Origin of the sequence: Burkholderia sp. Ac-20353, assembly GCF_017104785.1 — a bacterium.
Lineage (GTDB): Bacteria > Pseudomonadota > Gammaproteobacteria > Burkholderiales > Burkholderiaceae > Burkholderia.
In genome coordinates this window covers 1-14,566 of the sequence record NZ_JAAGPL010000206.1, presented here as the reverse complement: position 1 = coordinate 14,566, position 14,566 = coordinate 1, and the positions used below count along the sequence as shown (strand labels likewise).

The window sequence follows — 14,566 nt, the reverse complement described above, 5'->3', positions numbered from 1 at the left end:
CCCGCCGCCGGCGCGCCGGGCGCGGCATCGGCCGCCGCCGCGTCGACAGCGGGCTGATCCGCGGTTTCCGGCGTCACACCGCTTGCGCGAGCGGGCCGCCGACGAAGGCCGGCTCGAACTCCCCCGCTTCGTCGCGAAAGCGCAGCGGCGCCGCGCAATGCACGAGCGTATCGATGAAATATTTCGCGCGCGGCCACGGCCCGAAGCCGGCCGCGGTGTTGATATGGCCCGCGTCGCCGAGATTGACGAACGCGCTGCCGAGCCGCTGCGCGAGCGTGCGAGCGTCGCCGAGCGACATCCATGGATCGGTCTCGCTGCCGATCACGATCGACGGCACGACGAGACGCCGCGCATCGAAAGGCCCCGCGAACGTGAATTTTTGCGGGCTCGCGGGCGCGACGAGCAGCACGCCGGCGACGTCGCCCGCCTGTGGGCACTGCGCGAGCGCATGCGCGGCGGCGAGGCAGCCGAAGCTGTGCGCGGCGAGCACGAACGGACCGCGCTCGCGTTCGAGCAGCGCGCGCACCGACTGCGCCCAGCCCGCGAGATCCGGCGCGTCCCAGTCGTGCTGCTCGACACGCAACGAACGCGGAAACTGCCGCTCGAGCCAGGTCTGCCAGTGAGCGCCTTCGCTGCCGTGCAGGCCGGGAACGGTGACGAGCCGCGGCGGCCAGGCCGATTTGCTGCATGCGCGCATCATGATCCCCCTCGCTAGCTGATACACGAAGCTCGATTGTGGCGCGCCGCGCGTGGCGGCCGAACCAATATTTCGTGCTTTGCTTTTCGGCGGATTCAGGCGTGCTGCACGTCGCGCATCGGCCGCGCATCGGCCACCTGCCCGGCGTTTGCCCGCCGTATAAGCGCCCCGCCCCCGGTCACCACAACGCAACCGCGCGCGAAACCGTAGAATGTGAGCTTCCAGAAAGGAGACACCCGATGCCCGCTTCGCCGTCCGGCGCGCTGCGCCCGTTCCATCTCGCCTTTCCCGTGTCGAGCCTCGCCGACGCCCGCGCGTTCTACGGTGGCCTGCTCGGCTGCCCGGAAGGCCGCAGTTCCGGGCATTGGGTCGACTTCGACTTCTTCGGCCATCAACTCGTCGCGCATCTCGCGCCGAACGAAACCGGCGCGAGCGCGGTCAACCCGGTCGACGGCGACGACGTGCCGGTGCGCCACTTCGGCGTCGTGCTGGCGATGGACGAATGGCATGCGCTCGCCGACAGGCTCAAGGCCGCGCACACCCGCTTCGTGATCGAGCCGCACATCCGCTTCAAGGGTGAAGTCGGCGAGCAGGCGACGATGTTCTTCCTCGATCCGTGCGGCAACGCGCTCGAATTCGAGGCGTTCGCCGACATCGGCCAACTGTTCGCGAAGTGACCGGCATGCGGATCCTGTTCCATTCGTCGTACCAGGACGCCGGCGCATGGCGCGCCGAGCTCGCGCAGGCACTGCCCGAAGCCGACCTGCGCGCGTGGCAACCAGGCGACACGGCCGCCGCCGACTACGCGCTCGTGTGGCGCGCGCCGCGCGAGCTGTTCGCGCCGCGCGACGGCCTGCGCGCGATCTTCAACCTCGGCGCCGGCGTCGACGCGCTGCTCGAGCTGGAGCGCGAGCATCCCGGCACGCTGCCTCGCGGTATCCCGCTCGTGCGCCTCGAGGATTCGGGGATGGCGCAGCAGATGGTCGAATACGTGACGCACGCGGTGCTGCGCTACCTGCGCCGCTTCGACGAATACGACGCGCTGCAGCGCGCACGCCGTTGGCAGGCGCTCGAGCCGCACCCGCGCGCGACCTTTACGGTCGCGGTGCTCGGCCTCGGCGTGCTCGGTGCGCAGGTCGCGCGCGCGCTCGCCGGGCTCGGGCTGCCGGTGCGCGGTTACAGCCGCAGCCCGAAGCAGCTCGACGGCATCGCGACCTACGCGGGCGAAGCCGAATTCGACGCGTGCATCGACGGCGCGAAAGTGCTCGTCAACCTGCTGCCGAGCACGCCGGACACCGACGGGATCCTCGACGCGCGCACGTTCGCGCGTCTCGCGCCGGGTGCGTACGTGATCAACGTCGCGCGCGGCGCGCATCTCGTCGAAACCGACCTGCTCGACGCGCTCGCAAGCGGCAGCATCGCGGCGGCGACGCTCGACGTGTTCCAGCACGAACCGCTGCCGGAAGACCATCCGTTCTGGCACGCGCCGCGCGTCACGATCACGCCGCACAGCTCGGCCGAGACGCTGCGCATGGATGCCATCGAGCAGATCGCCGGCAAGATCCGCGCGTTCGAGCGCGGCGAGCCGGTCAGCGGCGTCGTCGACTACGCGCGCGGCTATTGAATATCCGATTTCAAATACAAGGAGACAGCCATGACCTTCCCCACCGCCGTCAAGATCGTCGAAGTCGGCCCGCGCGACGGACTGCAGAACGAGAAGACCTTCGTGCCCACCGACGTGAAGATCGCGCTCGTCGACCGCCTGTCGCGCGCCGGCTTCCGCAACGTCGAAGCCGCGTCGTTCGTGTCGCCGAAATGGGTGCCGCAGATGGCCGACGGCGCCGACGTGATGGCCGGCATCGAGCGGCGCGCCGGCACGATCTACTCGGTGCTCACGCCGAACCTGAAGGGTTTCGAGGGTGCGCTCGCCGCGCGCGCGGACGAGGTGGTGATCTTCGGCGCGGCGAGCGAAGCGTTCTCGCAGCGCAACATCAACTGCAGCATCGCGGAAAGCATCGCGCGCTTCGAGCCGGTCGCGAAGGCAGCGAAGGACGCGGGCCTGCGGCTGCGCGGCAGCGTGTCGTGCACGCTCGGCTGTCCGTACCAGGGCGATGTGCCGGTCGCGTCGGTCGTCGACGTCGTCGAGCGCTTCGCGGCGCTCGGCTGCGACGAGATCGACATCGCGGACACGATTGGCGTCGGCACGCCGAAACGCACGCGCGAAGTGCTCGCGGCCGTCACGCGCGTGTTTCCGCGCGAGCGCCTGTCGGGCCATTTCCACGACACCTACGGCCAGGCGCTCGCGAACATCTACGCGGCGCTGTTCGAAGGCATCGAAATCTTCCACGCATCGGTCGCGGGCCTCGGCGGCTGTCCGTACGCGAAGGGGGCGACCGGCAACGTCGCGACCGAGGACGTGCTGTACCTGATGCAGGGCCTCGGCATCGACACGGGCGTCGATCTCGCGCAGGTCGTCGCCGCCGGCGAGTTCATCTCGAACGCGATCGGCCGCGCGAACGTGTCGCGCGCCGGCCGTGCACTCATCGCGAAAGCGCAAAGCGCGGCCGACGCGTCGAGCTGCGTCTGACCCTGGCATCATGCATCCAACGGATTCCTTACCATGACGACACCTGCTGCACTCGACTCCCTCCCCGATTCCGCGCGACGCGTCGCGATGCTGCTGCGCGAGCGCGGCCACGCGAAAGGCATCGTGATGCTCGCCGAAACCGGCAAGACCTCCGCCGAGGCGGCGGCCGGGCTCGGCTGCTCGGTCGCGCAGATCGCGAAGTCGATCCTGTTTCGCCGCCAGGCTGACGGTGCGCCGGTGCTGGTGGTCGCGAGCGGCGTGAACCGGGTCGACGAGAAGAAGGTCGCCGCGCAGGTCGGCGAGGTCGGCCGCGCCGACGCGAAATTCGTGCGCGACAACACGGGCTATGCGATCGGCGGCGTATGCCCGATCGGCCATCTCGTCGAACCCGTCACGCTGATCGACGCCGACCTGCTCGCGCTCGACAGCCTGTGGGCAGCAGCCGGCCATCCGCACGCGGTGTTCAACCTGTCGCCGCAGGAGCTCGTCACGCTGACCGGCGCGCCGGTCGCGGACGTCGCGCTGCGCGAAACCGCATGAGCGACGTCCCGGAAAGCGCCGTCGCGTCGCCGTGCACGGGCGTGTGCAAGATCGATCCGCGCACCGAATGGTGCGCGGGCTGCCTGCGGACCCGCGACGAAATCAAGGCGTGGCGCGCGTCGGACGACGACGCGAAGCGCGCGGTGCTCGCGCGGCTGGACGCGCGGCGCGAGCTGTCCTCAAGCGATGCTTAAAAAAATGCCGTTCGGCCTGTCGGGCGAACGGCATCTCGAATCGGAATCCTGTGAACGTGATCAACGTCACACACCGCATCATACGAGCGACGCCGTTCGCATCGCATCGGGTGTTTCCCTACAACTTCTTACAACGCAATACAGACGTGCCCGATGTGCCGCGCGCGTCGTGGCGTTGCGTCGTTTTCACACACGCCTGACACCGTCGCCGCGCGCCGTAGCGGTGAACTGAATCGCACGACCGTTTCAGCTTCCGGTAGCCATCCGGCGCCCCGGCACGATGCGCCAGCCAAGGTTGACGCCGGCCGCCGCGAGCAGGATCAGCAGCGCGCCGAGCACCTGCGTCCACGCGAGCGTCTGCCCGAACGCGATGCGGTCGACCACGATCGCGACGACCGGATAGACGAACGACAGCGCGCCCGTCATCGCGGTCGGCAGCTTCTGGATCGCGCCGTACAGCAGCACGTACATCACGCCCGTGTTCACGACGCCGAGCACGACGAGGTCGAGCCACTGCGCGGGCGTCGCCGGCAGCGTGTCGAAGTGCGCGAACGGCGCGAGCATCACGACGCCGAGCCCGACCTGCAGCAGCGCGAGCAGATGCGGCGGCGTGCCCTTCAGGTGCTTCGTGATGATCGACGACACCGCATACAGGAACGCCGCGCCGAGCGCGAGCGCGAGCGCGACGCCTTCGACGTATGCGCCCGGCACCGCGAGCACGGCCGGCTCGACACGCACCACGCAGACGAGGCCGACAAACGCGAGCAGCATCCACGCGAGCGTCGACGCGGTGACCCGCTCGCGGAACACGATCGCGCCGAGCGCGACGAGCATGAACGGCTGCGTGTTGTAGACGGCGGTCGCCATCGAGATCGATGCACGCGAATACGCGGCGAACAGCAGCAGCCAGTTCGCGACGATCGCGACGCTGCCGAGCGCGGTGAGGCCGAGCATGCGCCACGAGAACAGCGAGCGGCGCAACAGGCCGAGCGCCGCACAGACGAGCACGAGCGTCGCGCCGCCGAACACGCAGCGGAAGAACACCACGTTCGCGAGCGGCTGCCGCGACGACATCACGAGCCAGCCGATCGTGCCGGACATCAGCATCGCAGCAACCATCTCGGCGGCGCCGCGGCGAATTTCGTTCGAGGCCATCACGGTTTCCTTTGAGGGATTGGATGACTTCGATTCTAGAAACTTGCTTTCGCGATCTCCACGACTAAACTGAAGCAAATCCGCCACTTCACCTTCGAAAGCAAAGTCACCATGACAAAACGCCTTTCACCGCCTGCGGTCGCGTCGCTCGACGCGACCGACCGCGCGATCCTCGCCGCGCTCGCCGACGATGCGCGCATCGCGACCAGCGAGCTCGCGCGGCAGATCGGCCTGTCGGCGCCCGCCACCGCCGACCGCGTGCGGCGGCTCGAAGCGCAGGGCGTGATCGCGGGATTCACGGTCGAGCTCGATCCGCGCGCGCTCGGCTACACGCTGCAGGCGATCGTGCGCGTGAAGCCGCTGCCCGGGCAGCTGCATCTCGTCGAGGAGTTGTTGCGGCGCATTCCCGAGTTCGTCGAATGCGACAAGGTGACGGGCGACGACTGCTTCATCTGCCGGCTCTACCTGCGCACGATCGAGCAACTCGACGGGATCCTGTCGAAGGTGACGGAGCGCGCGGAAACCAGCACCGCGATCGTCAAGTCGACGCCCGTGCCGCGCCGGCTGCCGCCGCTCGCGGACGACGACGCGGCGCACCGCTGATGTGCGACCGGATCACGCGGCCGAATCATGCGACCGGATCACGCGCCTCGAAGAACGCCAGTATTTCGTCGATCAGGTCGACGGGCGCCTCTTCCGGAATGTAGTGCCCGCAGCCGACCGCGCGGCCGCTGACGTCGCGCGCGACGTGCCGCCATTCGTCGAGCGGATCGAAGCAATGGCCGACGATCCCGTTCTCGCCCCACAGCACGCGCAGCGGGCACGCAACCTTGTTGCCACGCTCGAGATCCTCGCGATCGTGTTCCAGATCGATCGTCGCCGACGCGCGATAGTCCTCGCACATCGCATGCACGGCGCCCGGCTGCGCGAGCGCGGCGCGATACGCGGCGAGCGCCTCCGGCGCGAACGGCGCAAGGCCCGCCGAGCGGTTGCCCATCACGCGCTCGATATACGCGTCGGTGTTACCGCCGATCAGCGTCTCCGGCAGCGGCTCGGGCTGGATCAGGAAGAACCAGTGGAAGTATGCAGTCGCGAACGCGCGATCGGTCTTCTCGTACATCGCGAGCGTCGGCGCGATGTCGAGCAGCATCATCCGTTCGACCGCGTCGGCATGATCGAGCGCGAGCCGGTGCGCGACGCGCGCGCCGCGATCGTGCGCGCACACGTAGAAACGCTCGAAGCCGAACTGCCGCATCACCGCGACCTGGTCGGCCGCCATCGCGCGCTTCGAATACGGCGTGTGCTGCGCATCGCTCTCGGGTTTGCCCGACGCGCCGTAGCCGCGCAGGTCGGTCGCGATCACCGTGAAATGATTCGCGAGCGTCGCGGCAACGCGATGCCAGATCATGTGGGTTTGCGGATGGCCGTGCAGCAGCAGAAGCGGTGGCCCCGCGCCTCCTTTGACGCCGAAGATGTCGGTGTCCTGCACCGTTACGCGAAACGGTACGAATGCCTCAAACGACATGGTGTGTTTCTCGTTGGATTGTTATAGGCGGCTATTGTAGGAGCGCGTTCGAAACCGCACAGCGACGTGGATACCCGAATTCGTAGAAAGAGAGCACTCACTCGATTGCGCGCGTTCGGCGTGATTTGATACGCTCGCATCCAATCGCACGATCGTTCGTATTATTATGAAACGCCGGCCTTGCCCGGGAGGCGACACCGGATACACGCGAAGCGCCGTTCGCGCCGCCGTGTACGATCACGATCTGCTTTGCATAAGCTTTGCATACGACCGGCGTCAGCGCGGAAGCGCCAACGCCGGTCGACACATGGAGACTTCACATGGCACTGCCCGCCGTCCTGCAGCAACTGACGCTGCCCGTCATCGCGTCGCCGATGTTCATCGTCAGCTATCCCGAACTCGTGCTCGCGCAATGCAAGGCGGGCATCGTCGGTTCGTTTCCCGCGCTGAACGCGCGCCCGGCCGAGCTGCTCGACGAGTGGCTCACGCAGATCCAGACCGAACTCGCCGACCACAAGGCGAAGCATCCCGATGCGGTGATCGGCCCGATCGCGGTGAACCAGATCGTCCACCAGTCGAACGCGCGGCTCGAGCACGACGTGCGCGTGTGCGTCGATCACAAGGTGCCGATCTTCATCACGAGCCTGCGCGCGCCCGCGCGCGAGATCGTCGATGCGGTGCACAGCTACGGCGGCATCGTGCTGCATGACGTGATCAACCTGCGCCACGCGCAAAAAGCGCTCGAAGCGGGTGTCGACGGGCTGATCCTCGTCGCGGCCGGCGCCGGCGGCCACGCGGGCACGACGTCGCCGTTCGCGCTCGTCGGCGAAGTGCGCAGGATGTTCGACGGCCCGATCGTGCTGTCCGGCGCGATCGCGAACGGCGGCTCGATCCTCGCCGCGCAGGCAATGGGCGCCGACCTCGCGTACATGGGCACGCGCTTCATCGCGACGCAGGAAGCGCACGCGGTCGAGGACTACAAGCGCGCGATCCTCAGCGCGAAATCCGCCGACATCGTCTATACGAACCTTTTCACCGGCGTGCACGGCAACTACATCCGCGAGAGCATCGAGAAGGCCGGCCTCGATCCGGACGCGCTGCCGGAATCGGACAAGTCGAAGATGAACTTCGGCGGCGACAAGGCGAAGGCGTGGAAGGACATCTGGGGCGCGGGCCAGGCCGTCGGCCTGATGGACGACCTGCCGAGCGTCGGCGCGCTCGTCGCGCGCCTGAAGAGCGAATACGACGCCGCGAAGGCGCGGCTCGGCATCGCGCGCTGACGCGGCGCGGCGATGGCGGCGGCCGGCGACGCGCCGCCGCCGCACAAACGTCGGACAAAACGAAAAGCGCGAACCGCAAAAATCGGTTCGCGCTTTTTTCATGGCCCGCCCGAAACTCGGGGAAGCGCGGGGAAGCGCGGGGAAGCGCGGGGAAGCGCGGGGAAGCGCAGGGAAGCGCAGGGAAGCGCGGCTCAGCCCGCGCGCTTGATCCGCGTAATCGGCAGCACGCGCAGCCGCGCCTCGATCGACGGGCACAGCGACTGGCCCTCGAACCGCGCGGCGAGGAAATCGACGAACGAGCGCACCTTCGCCGACACGTGACGGCGGCTCGCGTAGACCGCGTAGATCGGCGCCTCGTGCGGCGGCACCGCGTCGAGCAGCACCGGCACGAGCCGGCCGGACTCGAGGTCGTCGCCGACCACTTCGGTGCCGAGCAGCGCGATGCCCGCGCCGGCGAGCACGGCGGCGCGCAGCCCTTCGAGGTGATTGACGATCAGGTTGCCGTTGAGCGTCACGCGCGACGCTGCCGCCGCGTCGATCACCAGCGAATCGAGCATCGTCGAATGCGAATCGCGGCGCAGGTAGTTGTGGTGCGCGAGATCGGCGATCGTCTGCGGCGTGCCGCGCTTCTCGAGATACTCGGGCGACGCGACGAGCAGGATGTGCGCGGTCGCGATCTGCCGCGCGACCAGCGACGACGACTTCAGCCCGCTCGGCGCTGCGCGCACCGCAACATCGTAGCCTTCCTCGATCAGGTCGACGACACGATCGGACAGCGTCATGTCGACCGTCACATCCGGAAAACGGTCCGCGTAATCGGTCACCGCCTGCATCACGTGCCGCAGCCCGAACGCGGACAGCGACGTCACGCGCAGCCGGCCCTGCGGCACGACGCTCGCCGCGCCGACCGCCTGCCCGGCTTCGTCGAGTTCGGACAACGCCTGCACGAGGCGCTCGTAGTATTCGCGTCCCGCCTCGGTCGGCGCGACGCGACGGGTCGTGCGATGCAGCAGTCGTGCACCGAGCTGCTGCTCGAGGTGCATCACATGCTTGCTCGCCATCGCCGCCGACATCTGCATGCGCTCCGCCGCGCCGACGAAGCTGCCCACTTCGACGACGTAGCGAAACACATTCATGCTGACGAGGGTATCCATTGAACTAGCCCGGAATTCCTGAGAATCGTGAAATTACGAGATAGGGTAGCAAAAGAGCGGAAACAGAAAGGTCAACAAAGGCAAAACGGCGCCGCAATAGGCGGCGCCGTTCAAGAAAATGAAACAGGGTGCGAATCGGGGACAGCTTACGCCGCGGGATAGCCTGCGCCGCGGGACAGCTTACGCGGCGGAACGGCTTGCGCGACCGGACGCCTGCGGGGTCAGAACTTCGCGCGGATGCCCGCGCCGAACGTGTTGCCGTTCGACAGGCTGTTGATGTGGTCGTTCATGTACGCGGCGTACACGTCGGTGCGCTTCGACAGCGGATAGTCGTAACCGACCGCCCAAGTCTGGCGCGTCTGGTTCAGGCCGCCCGCGTCACGCGAATACGCATACGACGCCATCGCGCTGCCGGCGCCGAGCGGCACCAGCACGCCGCCCTGCCCGGTGTTCACGTGCCAGCTGCCCGCGACCTGGTCATTCTTCGTATACATGTATTGCGCGAACAGCTTCACGAGCTTCAGGTCGTAAGTCGCGCCGACCTGCGCGATGCCCTGGCTCTTCAGGCCCGTCACGAGCGAGCTCAGGTCGCGCGGACCGTTATTGAAGTTCACGTACTGGTACACGGCGGTCGCCGCGAACGGGCCGTTCGCATAGTTGAACTGAGCACTCCACTTCTTCGAACCGTTGTCGCCGGCCTGGTTGCCGAATGCGTACATCGCGCCGAAGTTGAAGCCGCCGAATGCCGGCGACGTATACGACACCGCATTGTTCCAGCCCGAATCGCCGACCGCGCCCTGGTCGCTCGGATAGGTCGGGAACGTGCCGAGGCCGAGGAACGTGTGATAGACCATCGGCGAGAACACGTACGAGTCGAAGAACGGGTTGAACAGGATCGTCGACAGGAACAGGTGCGTCGTCAGGCGGCCGGCCGTCACGGTGCCGTACGGCGCGCTGATGCCGACGTACGCGTTGCGCGCGAAGAAGGTGTCGCCGTTGAAGCGGCCGAACTGGCCGTTCTGCGCGCGGAAGAAGCTTTCCAGCGTGAAGATCGCCTTGTAGCCGCCGCCGAGATCCTCGGCGCCGTGCATCCCCCAGTACGACGTCGACATCCCGCCGCCCGACACGCCCCACGCGCGATCGCTGCCCGGGAATTTGGTCGCGCCGACCCACTCGTCGACCTGCCCGTACAGCGACACGCTCGACTGCGCATGAACGGGTGCGGTGGCGGCGACGCAGGCGGCGGCCGCGACCAGCTTGACGGACGTGCGCGACGCACGGCGAGCGAATGCTTTCATGGGATCTCCAGGTATTGTCGAAAAGGAATCGTGCGGCGCTAGCGTTGTTATCGGAGCCGATGCTTGCGTCGTGTTGGGGCGCAGCCATCTTTACGGATCATTTGTCCGGTCAAAATTGCATGCGCTTATTGCGGGTATAGCGGCGGCATTAACTTCGCACGGGTGATGCTTGGACTGGCGGGGCGCGACGGCCACACGCGGACGGGGCGCGCAGCGGCACGGCGGCGCTCATCGCGCGAGCCGGGCGCGAAAGATAGCGCAATGCGGGGGGAAAATCAGCGGAAATCTGGGCCCGACTGTGGCGAAATTGCATCAGCCGGCGGGGGACAGAACGCGAGCGCGCTCAGTTTCGGTAGAACGGCGAGAAAAACGGCGAATGGGCAGGCTCTTCCTGCGATCGCGGCGGCGGCAGCGGCCGGCCGCCGCGCTCCTCGTTGTAGCGCGCGACATCGGCGCGGATCGAGCCCGCACGCAGCGGCACGTTTCCGCCGCCGGGCGGACGCGGCACCTGGCGCGCGTCTGCACTGATCGGCCGGTACGGGCTCTGCGCGGCGTAGTGGCCGTACGACGGCGTCGGCCGCAAGCCCCAGCGGGCGCCGCCATAGCCGTTCACGCCGGCGCCGAAGCGTGCACCACCGCCTGCCTGCGGTGCGCGATGCCAGACAGGCGGGCCGCCGGACGGCTGACCGTACCCGCGCATCTCACCGCCGCCGAAACCGTGTCCGCCGTGCGGGGGATGCGCAAGCGCGAGCGGCACCAGGAGCGCACCGAGCACGCCTGCCGCCCACCGTCCGATCTTCCGTTTCACCCGTTCCGTCATCGTTCAATGCCTGGTTGCACTCGCGCGCCCGCCGGATAGGCGAGCCCGAGCCTTTCAGCAGTAATTTATGAGCGGGGCGAATTCGTGTCGAGCCAAAAAGTGTTAGGTCGCCGGCATCGGTGTAACACCATGTTACTGCTAGGTTTTTTCGCATAGGGGCCCGATGGGCGCCAAACATTCTTCTGCCAATTTCGTCATCCGGACAGGGTCCGGCACCGGCGCCGCCGGCATGCAAGCGAATCATCAATCGATTCGCATAATGAATTTGTTTATTGAATGACCAACCGGGACAATACGGGCTTCCGCGCACCTACGCGGCATGCATTCCAGCCGCCCCGATCGAGATTCCGATGGCCCGTCCCCGCTTCCTCCCCGACAACTTCACGCTCGCGCTCGTCGGCACCGTCGTGCTCGCGAGCCTCCTGCCCTGCCGCGGCGCCGCCGCCCATGCGTTCAACTGGGCGACCAACATCGCGGTCGGCCTGCTGTTCTTCCTGCATGGCGCGAAGCTGTCGCGCGAGGCCGTCGTCGCAGGCGCGACGCACTGGCGGCTGCACGCGGTCGTGCTGCTCAGCACCTTCGCGCTGTTCCCGCTGCTCGGCTTCGCGCTGAAACCCGTGCTGCAGCCGCTCGTCACGCCGGCGCTTTATGCGGGTGTGCTGTTCCTCTGCACGCTGCCGTCGACGGTCCAGTCGTCGATCGCGTTCACATCGATCGCGAAAGGCAACGTGCCGGCGGCCGTCTGCTCGGCATCGGCGTCGAGCCTGCTCGGCATCTTCGTCACGCCGGCACTCGTCGGGCTGATGATCACGTCGCAGACGGGCGCGTCCGCGTCGCCGTGGAGCACGGTCGGCAGCATCGTGCTGCAACTGCTCGTGCCGTTCATCGCCGGGCAGCTGCTGCGGCCCGCGATCGGCGGCTGGGTCGATCGCAATCGCGGCGTGCTGCGCTTCGTCGACCAGGGCTCGATCCTGCTCGTCGTCTATGTCGCGTTCAGCGAGGCGGTCGACCAGGGCCTCTGGCACCAGATCCCGCCGCGCGCGCTCGCCGGGCTGCTCGCGGTGAACCTGCTGCTGCTCGCGATCGCGCTGCTGCTGACCACGTTCGTCGCCAAGCGGCTCGGCTTCAACCGCGCCGACCAGATCACGATCATCTTCTGCGGCTCGAAGAAGAGCCTCGCCGCCGGCGTGCCGATGGCGAAGGTGATCTTCTCCGCGCATGCGGTCGGCGCGATCGTGCTGCCGCTGATGCTGTTCCACCAGATCCAGCTGATGGCCTGCGCGGCGCTCGCGCAGCGCTGGGGCGCGCGCGACCTGAGCGAAGCGGGCGACGAAGGCGCCGCGCCGGGCGGGGTCGTGTCCGCACCCGCTGCGCTGAGCGCCGGCAAGCGCTGACCCGCGGCGGGCGCCGATGCGCACGGCGGCGCCCGCGTGAAGCGATGCACCAGAATTGCGCATCGCTTCACGAAATCTTCATTCAATTTTCCGTGAGCGGCGCCGTTATGCTGGGCGTTCAGTCGATTCGGCCGCGCCGCCCATGTCCGCCCCACCAGCCGCTCCCGATGCCACCCGCACGTCGCGCCTGATCGCAGAGCGCGCGCTCGGTGCCGTGTTCCAGCCGATCGTCGACATCGGCTCGGGCACCGTCATCGGCTACGAGGGCCTGATCCGCGGCCCGCGCGGCACCGACCTCGAGCTGCCGGCCGCGCTGTTCGCACAGGCCGCGCGCGAAGGCGAGACCGTCGCACTCGAGCACGCGGCCGCCATCACCTGTCTCGACGCGTTCGCGGCGCTTGGCCGCGACGGCAAGCTGTTCCTCAACTTCAGCGCCGGCGCCATCCTGCAGCTCGCGCGCGAACGCGAGCGCGTGCTGCTCGGGCGTGCGCGGATCGCCGCCGAGCGCATCGTGATCGAGCTGACCGAGCAGAACGCGATGCCCGATCTCGCGCTCGTCGCGCCCGCCGTCGCGTCGCTGCGCGACGCGGGCATGCAGTTCGCGCTCGACGACTACGGGACCGCGAACGCCAGCATGAATCTGTGGCTGCGCCTGCGTCCCGACATCGTGAAGATCGACCGTTTCTTCATCCACGACATCGCGCTCGATCCGTTGAAGTTCGAGGCGGTCAAGGCGATGCAGCACTTCGCGCGCGCGAGCGGCGCGAAGCTGATCGCGGAAGGGATCGAACACGCGCGCGACCTGATCGTCGTGCGAGACATGGGAATCTGCGGCGTGCAGGGCTTTCTGCTCGGCCGCCCGCTCGCACGGCCGTCCGCGGTCGTCGCGCCGGCCGCGCGCGACGCGATCCGCGCGTCGCACATCGCGGTGTTCCCAGGCGCGACGCGCGCGGCGCCGCAGGCCGGCACGATCGCGACGAAAATGCTCGTCGCCGCGCCGGCGCTGCCGCGCAACGCGACCAGCAACGACGTGCTCGACCTGTTCAACCGGATGCCGGGACTGCACGCGGTCGCGCTCGTCGAGCACGAGCGGCCCGTGGCGCTGGTGAACCGCCGCGGCTTCATGGACCGCTTCGCGCTGCCGTACCACCGCGAGGTGTTCGGCAAGAAGCCGTGCCTGCAGTTCGCGAACGACGCGCCGCTGATGATCGAAAACTCGACGACGGTCGAGCAGCTCGCGACGCTGCTCGCGAGCAACGACCAGCGCTATCTCGCGGACGGCTTCGTGGTCACCGAGCACGGCCGCTACGTCGGGCTCGGCACCGGCGAAAGCCTCGTGCGCGCGGTGACGGAGATGCGGATCGAGGCCGCCCGCTATGCGAACCCGCTGACGTTCCTGCCCGGCAACATCCCGATCAGCGCGCACATCGACCGGCTGCTCGAGCGCGACGCCGGGTTTTACGCGTGCTACGTCGACCTGAACCAGTTCAAGCCGTTCAACGACCAGTACGGCTACTGGCAGGGCGACGAGGTGCTGAAGTTCGCGGCAACCGTGCTGGCCGGCATCTGCGATCCGCAGCGCGACTTCCTCGGCCACGTGGGCGGCGACGATTTCCTCGTGCTGTTCCAGAGCGACGACTGGCAGGCGCGCGCAGCCGCCGCGATGCAGCGCTTCAACGACGGCGCGCAGCGCTTCTATACGCAGGCCGACCAGCGCTCGGGCGGGCTGCGCGGCGAGGATCGCCAAGGCAACCCCGCGTTCTTCGGCTTCGTGACGATGGCGATCGGCGCGGTTGGCGTGCCGGCGGGCGCGCACCGCGCGATGCGCTACGGCAGCGACGAGATCGCGTCGGTCGCGGCGCTCGCGAAGCGGCGCGCGAAGCAGCAGCCCGGCGGGCTCGCGGTCGTCGATCTCGACGCCG

The 14,566-nt window shown here is 68.1% G+C and carries 15 protein-coding genes; 9 read left to right on the top strand and 6 right to left on the bottom strand.

From position 1 onward, the window contains the following. Positions 1-73 precede the first annotated feature (73 nt). Positions 74-697, bottom strand: coding sequence for an alpha/beta hydrolase (locus G3N94_RS34250; RefSeq protein ID WP_205798303.1), 624 nt, complete (start codon positions 695-697; stop codon positions 74-76). A 239-nt stretch (positions 698-936) separates the two neighbouring features. Between G3N94_RS34250 and G3N94_RS34245 the strand changes: the two genes are divergently transcribed. From G3N94_RS34245 to G3N94_RS34225, 5 genes are read left to right on the top strand one after another with little or no spacing between them, the layout of a single operon-like run. Beyond that, positions 937-1,374, top strand: a complete 438-nt coding sequence (locus tag G3N94_RS34245; RefSeq protein WP_205798301.1) for a VOC family protein — start codon at positions 937-939, stop codon at positions 1,372-1,374. Positions 1,375-1,379: 5 nt separating this feature from the next. After that, a complete protein-coding gene (locus tag G3N94_RS34240) occupies positions 1,380-2,321 on the top strand; it encodes a glyoxylate/hydroxypyruvate reductase A (RefSeq protein WP_205798299.1) in 942 nt (313 codons plus the stop codon). A gap of 30 nt (positions 2,322-2,351) precedes the next feature. Then, positions 2,352-3,284, top strand: coding sequence for a hydroxymethylglutaryl-CoA lyase (locus G3N94_RS34235; RefSeq protein ID WP_205798297.1), 933 nt, complete (start codon positions 2,352-2,354; stop codon positions 3,282-3,284). 33 nt (positions 3,285-3,317) lie between these two features. Then, positions 3,318-3,824 carry a YbaK/EbsC family protein gene (locus tag G3N94_RS34230; RefSeq protein WP_205798295.1) on the top strand — a complete coding sequence of 169 codons (507 nt, stop codon included), beginning with the start codon at positions 3,318-3,320 and terminating at the stop codon, positions 3,822-3,824. Continuing rightward, a complete protein-coding gene (locus G3N94_RS34225; protein WP_205798293.1) occupies positions 3,821-4,018 on the top strand; it encodes a DUF1289 domain-containing protein in 198 nt (65 codons plus the stop codon). Before G3N94_RS34230 ends, G3N94_RS34225 begins: the two co-directional genes overlap by 4 nt. A gap of 246 nt (positions 4,019-4,264) precedes the next feature. On the opposite strand, the gene G3N94_RS34220 is transcribed toward G3N94_RS34225, so the two are convergent. Beyond that, positions 4,265-5,173 (bottom strand): EamA family transporter, encoded by a 909-nt coding sequence (locus G3N94_RS34220; RefSeq protein WP_205798291.1) that lies wholly within the window; start codon positions 5,171-5,173, stop codon positions 4,265-4,267. A 111-nt stretch (positions 5,174-5,284) separates the two neighbouring features. Between G3N94_RS34220 and G3N94_RS34215 the strand changes: the two genes are divergently transcribed. After that, a complete protein-coding gene (locus G3N94_RS34215) occupies positions 5,285-5,776 on the top strand; it encodes an Lrp/AsnC family transcriptional regulator (RefSeq protein WP_205798288.1) in 492 nt (163 codons plus the stop codon). A gap of 25 nt (positions 5,777-5,801) precedes the next feature. Here G3N94_RS34215 and G3N94_RS34210 read toward each other — a convergent pair whose 3' ends face one another. Next, positions 5,802-6,698, bottom strand: coding sequence for an alpha/beta hydrolase (locus tag G3N94_RS34210; RefSeq protein ID WP_205798286.1), 897 nt, complete (start codon positions 6,696-6,698; stop codon positions 5,802-5,804). Positions 6,699-7,018: 320 nt separating this feature from the next. Here G3N94_RS34210 and G3N94_RS34205 point away from each other — a divergent pair, with 320 nt between their 5' ends. After that, positions 7,019-7,978 (top strand): nitronate monooxygenase family protein, encoded by a 960-nt coding sequence (locus tag G3N94_RS34205; protein WP_205798284.1) that lies wholly within the window; start codon positions 7,019-7,021, stop codon positions 7,976-7,978. 191 nt (positions 7,979-8,169) lie between these two features. Here the strand turns inward: G3N94_RS34205 and G3N94_RS34200 are convergent, their stop codons facing one another. The 3 genes from G3N94_RS34200 to G3N94_RS34190 form a co-directional block, all read right to left on the bottom strand. Continuing rightward, positions 8,170-9,132: a LysR family transcriptional regulator gene (locus tag G3N94_RS34200; protein ID WP_124600141.1), complete on the bottom strand. Its 963-nt coding sequence runs from the start codon at positions 9,130-9,132 to the stop codon at positions 8,170-8,172. Between the two features lie 221 nt (positions 9,133-9,353). Continuing rightward, complete coding sequence (locus tag G3N94_RS34195) at positions 9,354-10,430, bottom strand: porin (RefSeq protein WP_205798282.1); 1,077 nt, start codon at positions 10,428-10,430, stop codon at positions 9,354-9,356. Between the two features lie 343 nt (positions 10,431-10,773). Next, on the bottom strand, positions 10,774-11,250 hold the full coding sequence (locus tag G3N94_RS34190) for a peptide-binding protein (RefSeq protein ID WP_205798280.1): 477 nt from the start codon (positions 11,248-11,250) through the stop codon (positions 10,774-10,776). Positions 11,251-11,600: 350 nt separating this feature from the next. On the opposite strand from G3N94_RS34190, the gene G3N94_RS34185 reads away from it, so the two are divergent. After that, positions 11,601-12,644: a bile acid:sodium symporter family protein gene (locus G3N94_RS34185; protein ID WP_205798278.1), complete on the top strand. Its 1,044-nt coding sequence runs from the start codon at positions 11,601-11,603 to the stop codon at positions 12,642-12,644. Positions 12,645-12,786: 142 nt separating this feature from the next. Beyond that, a partial coding sequence (locus tag G3N94_RS34180; protein WP_205798276.1) for a phosphodiesterase occupies positions 12,787-14,566 on the top strand: 1,780 nt, incomplete at its 3' end.

What these genes read in the sequence shown, in the direction of transcription:
- G3N94_RS34250 (WP_205798303.1), bottom strand. Translation starts at nt 697, where the DNA reads ATGCGCGCATGCAGCAAATCGGCCTGGCCGCCGCGGCTCGTCACCGTT.
- G3N94_RS34245 (WP_205798301.1), top strand. Translation starts at nt 937, where the DNA reads ATGCCCGCTTCGCCGTCCGGCGCGCTGCGCCCGTTCCATCTCGCCTTT.
- G3N94_RS34240 (WP_205798299.1), top strand. Translation starts at nt 1,380, where the DNA reads ATGCGGATCCTGTTCCATTCGTCGTACCAGGACGCCGGCGCATGGCGC.
- G3N94_RS34235 (WP_205798297.1), top strand. Translation starts at nt 2,352, where the DNA reads ATGACCTTCCCCACCGCCGTCAAGATCGTCGAAGTCGGCCCGCGCGAC.
- G3N94_RS34230 (WP_205798295.1), top strand. Translation starts at nt 3,318, where the DNA reads ATGACGACACCTGCTGCACTCGACTCCCTCCCCGATTCCGCGCGACGC.
- G3N94_RS34225 (WP_205798293.1), top strand. Translation starts at nt 3,821, where the DNA reads ATGAGCGACGTCCCGGAAAGCGCCGTCGCGTCGCCGTGCACGGGCGTG.
- G3N94_RS34220 (WP_205798291.1), bottom strand. Translation starts at nt 5,173, where the DNA reads ATGGCCTCGAACGAAATTCGCCGCGGCGCCGCCGAGATGGTTGCTGCG.
- G3N94_RS34215 (WP_205798288.1), top strand. Translation starts at nt 5,285, where the DNA reads ATGACAAAACGCCTTTCACCGCCTGCGGTCGCGTCGCTCGACGCGACC.
- G3N94_RS34210 (WP_205798286.1), bottom strand. Translation starts at nt 6,698, where the DNA reads ATGTCGTTTGAGGCATTCGTACCGTTTCGCGTAACGGTGCAGGACACC.
- G3N94_RS34205 (WP_205798284.1), top strand. Translation starts at nt 7,019, where the DNA reads ATGGCACTGCCCGCCGTCCTGCAGCAACTGACGCTGCCCGTCATCGCG.
- G3N94_RS34200 (WP_124600141.1), bottom strand. Translation starts at nt 9,132, where the DNA reads ATGGATACCCTCGTCAGCATGAATGTGTTTCGCTACGTCGTCGAAGTG.
- G3N94_RS34195 (WP_205798282.1), bottom strand. Translation starts at nt 10,430, where the DNA reads ATGAAAGCATTCGCTCGCCGTGCGTCGCGCACGTCCGTCAAGCTGGTC.
- G3N94_RS34190 (WP_205798280.1), bottom strand. Translation starts at nt 11,250, where the DNA reads ATGACGGAACGGGTGAAACGGAAGATCGGACGGTGGGCGGCAGGCGTG.
- G3N94_RS34185 (WP_205798278.1), top strand. Translation starts at nt 11,601, where the DNA reads ATGGCCCGTCCCCGCTTCCTCCCCGACAACTTCACGCTCGCGCTCGTC.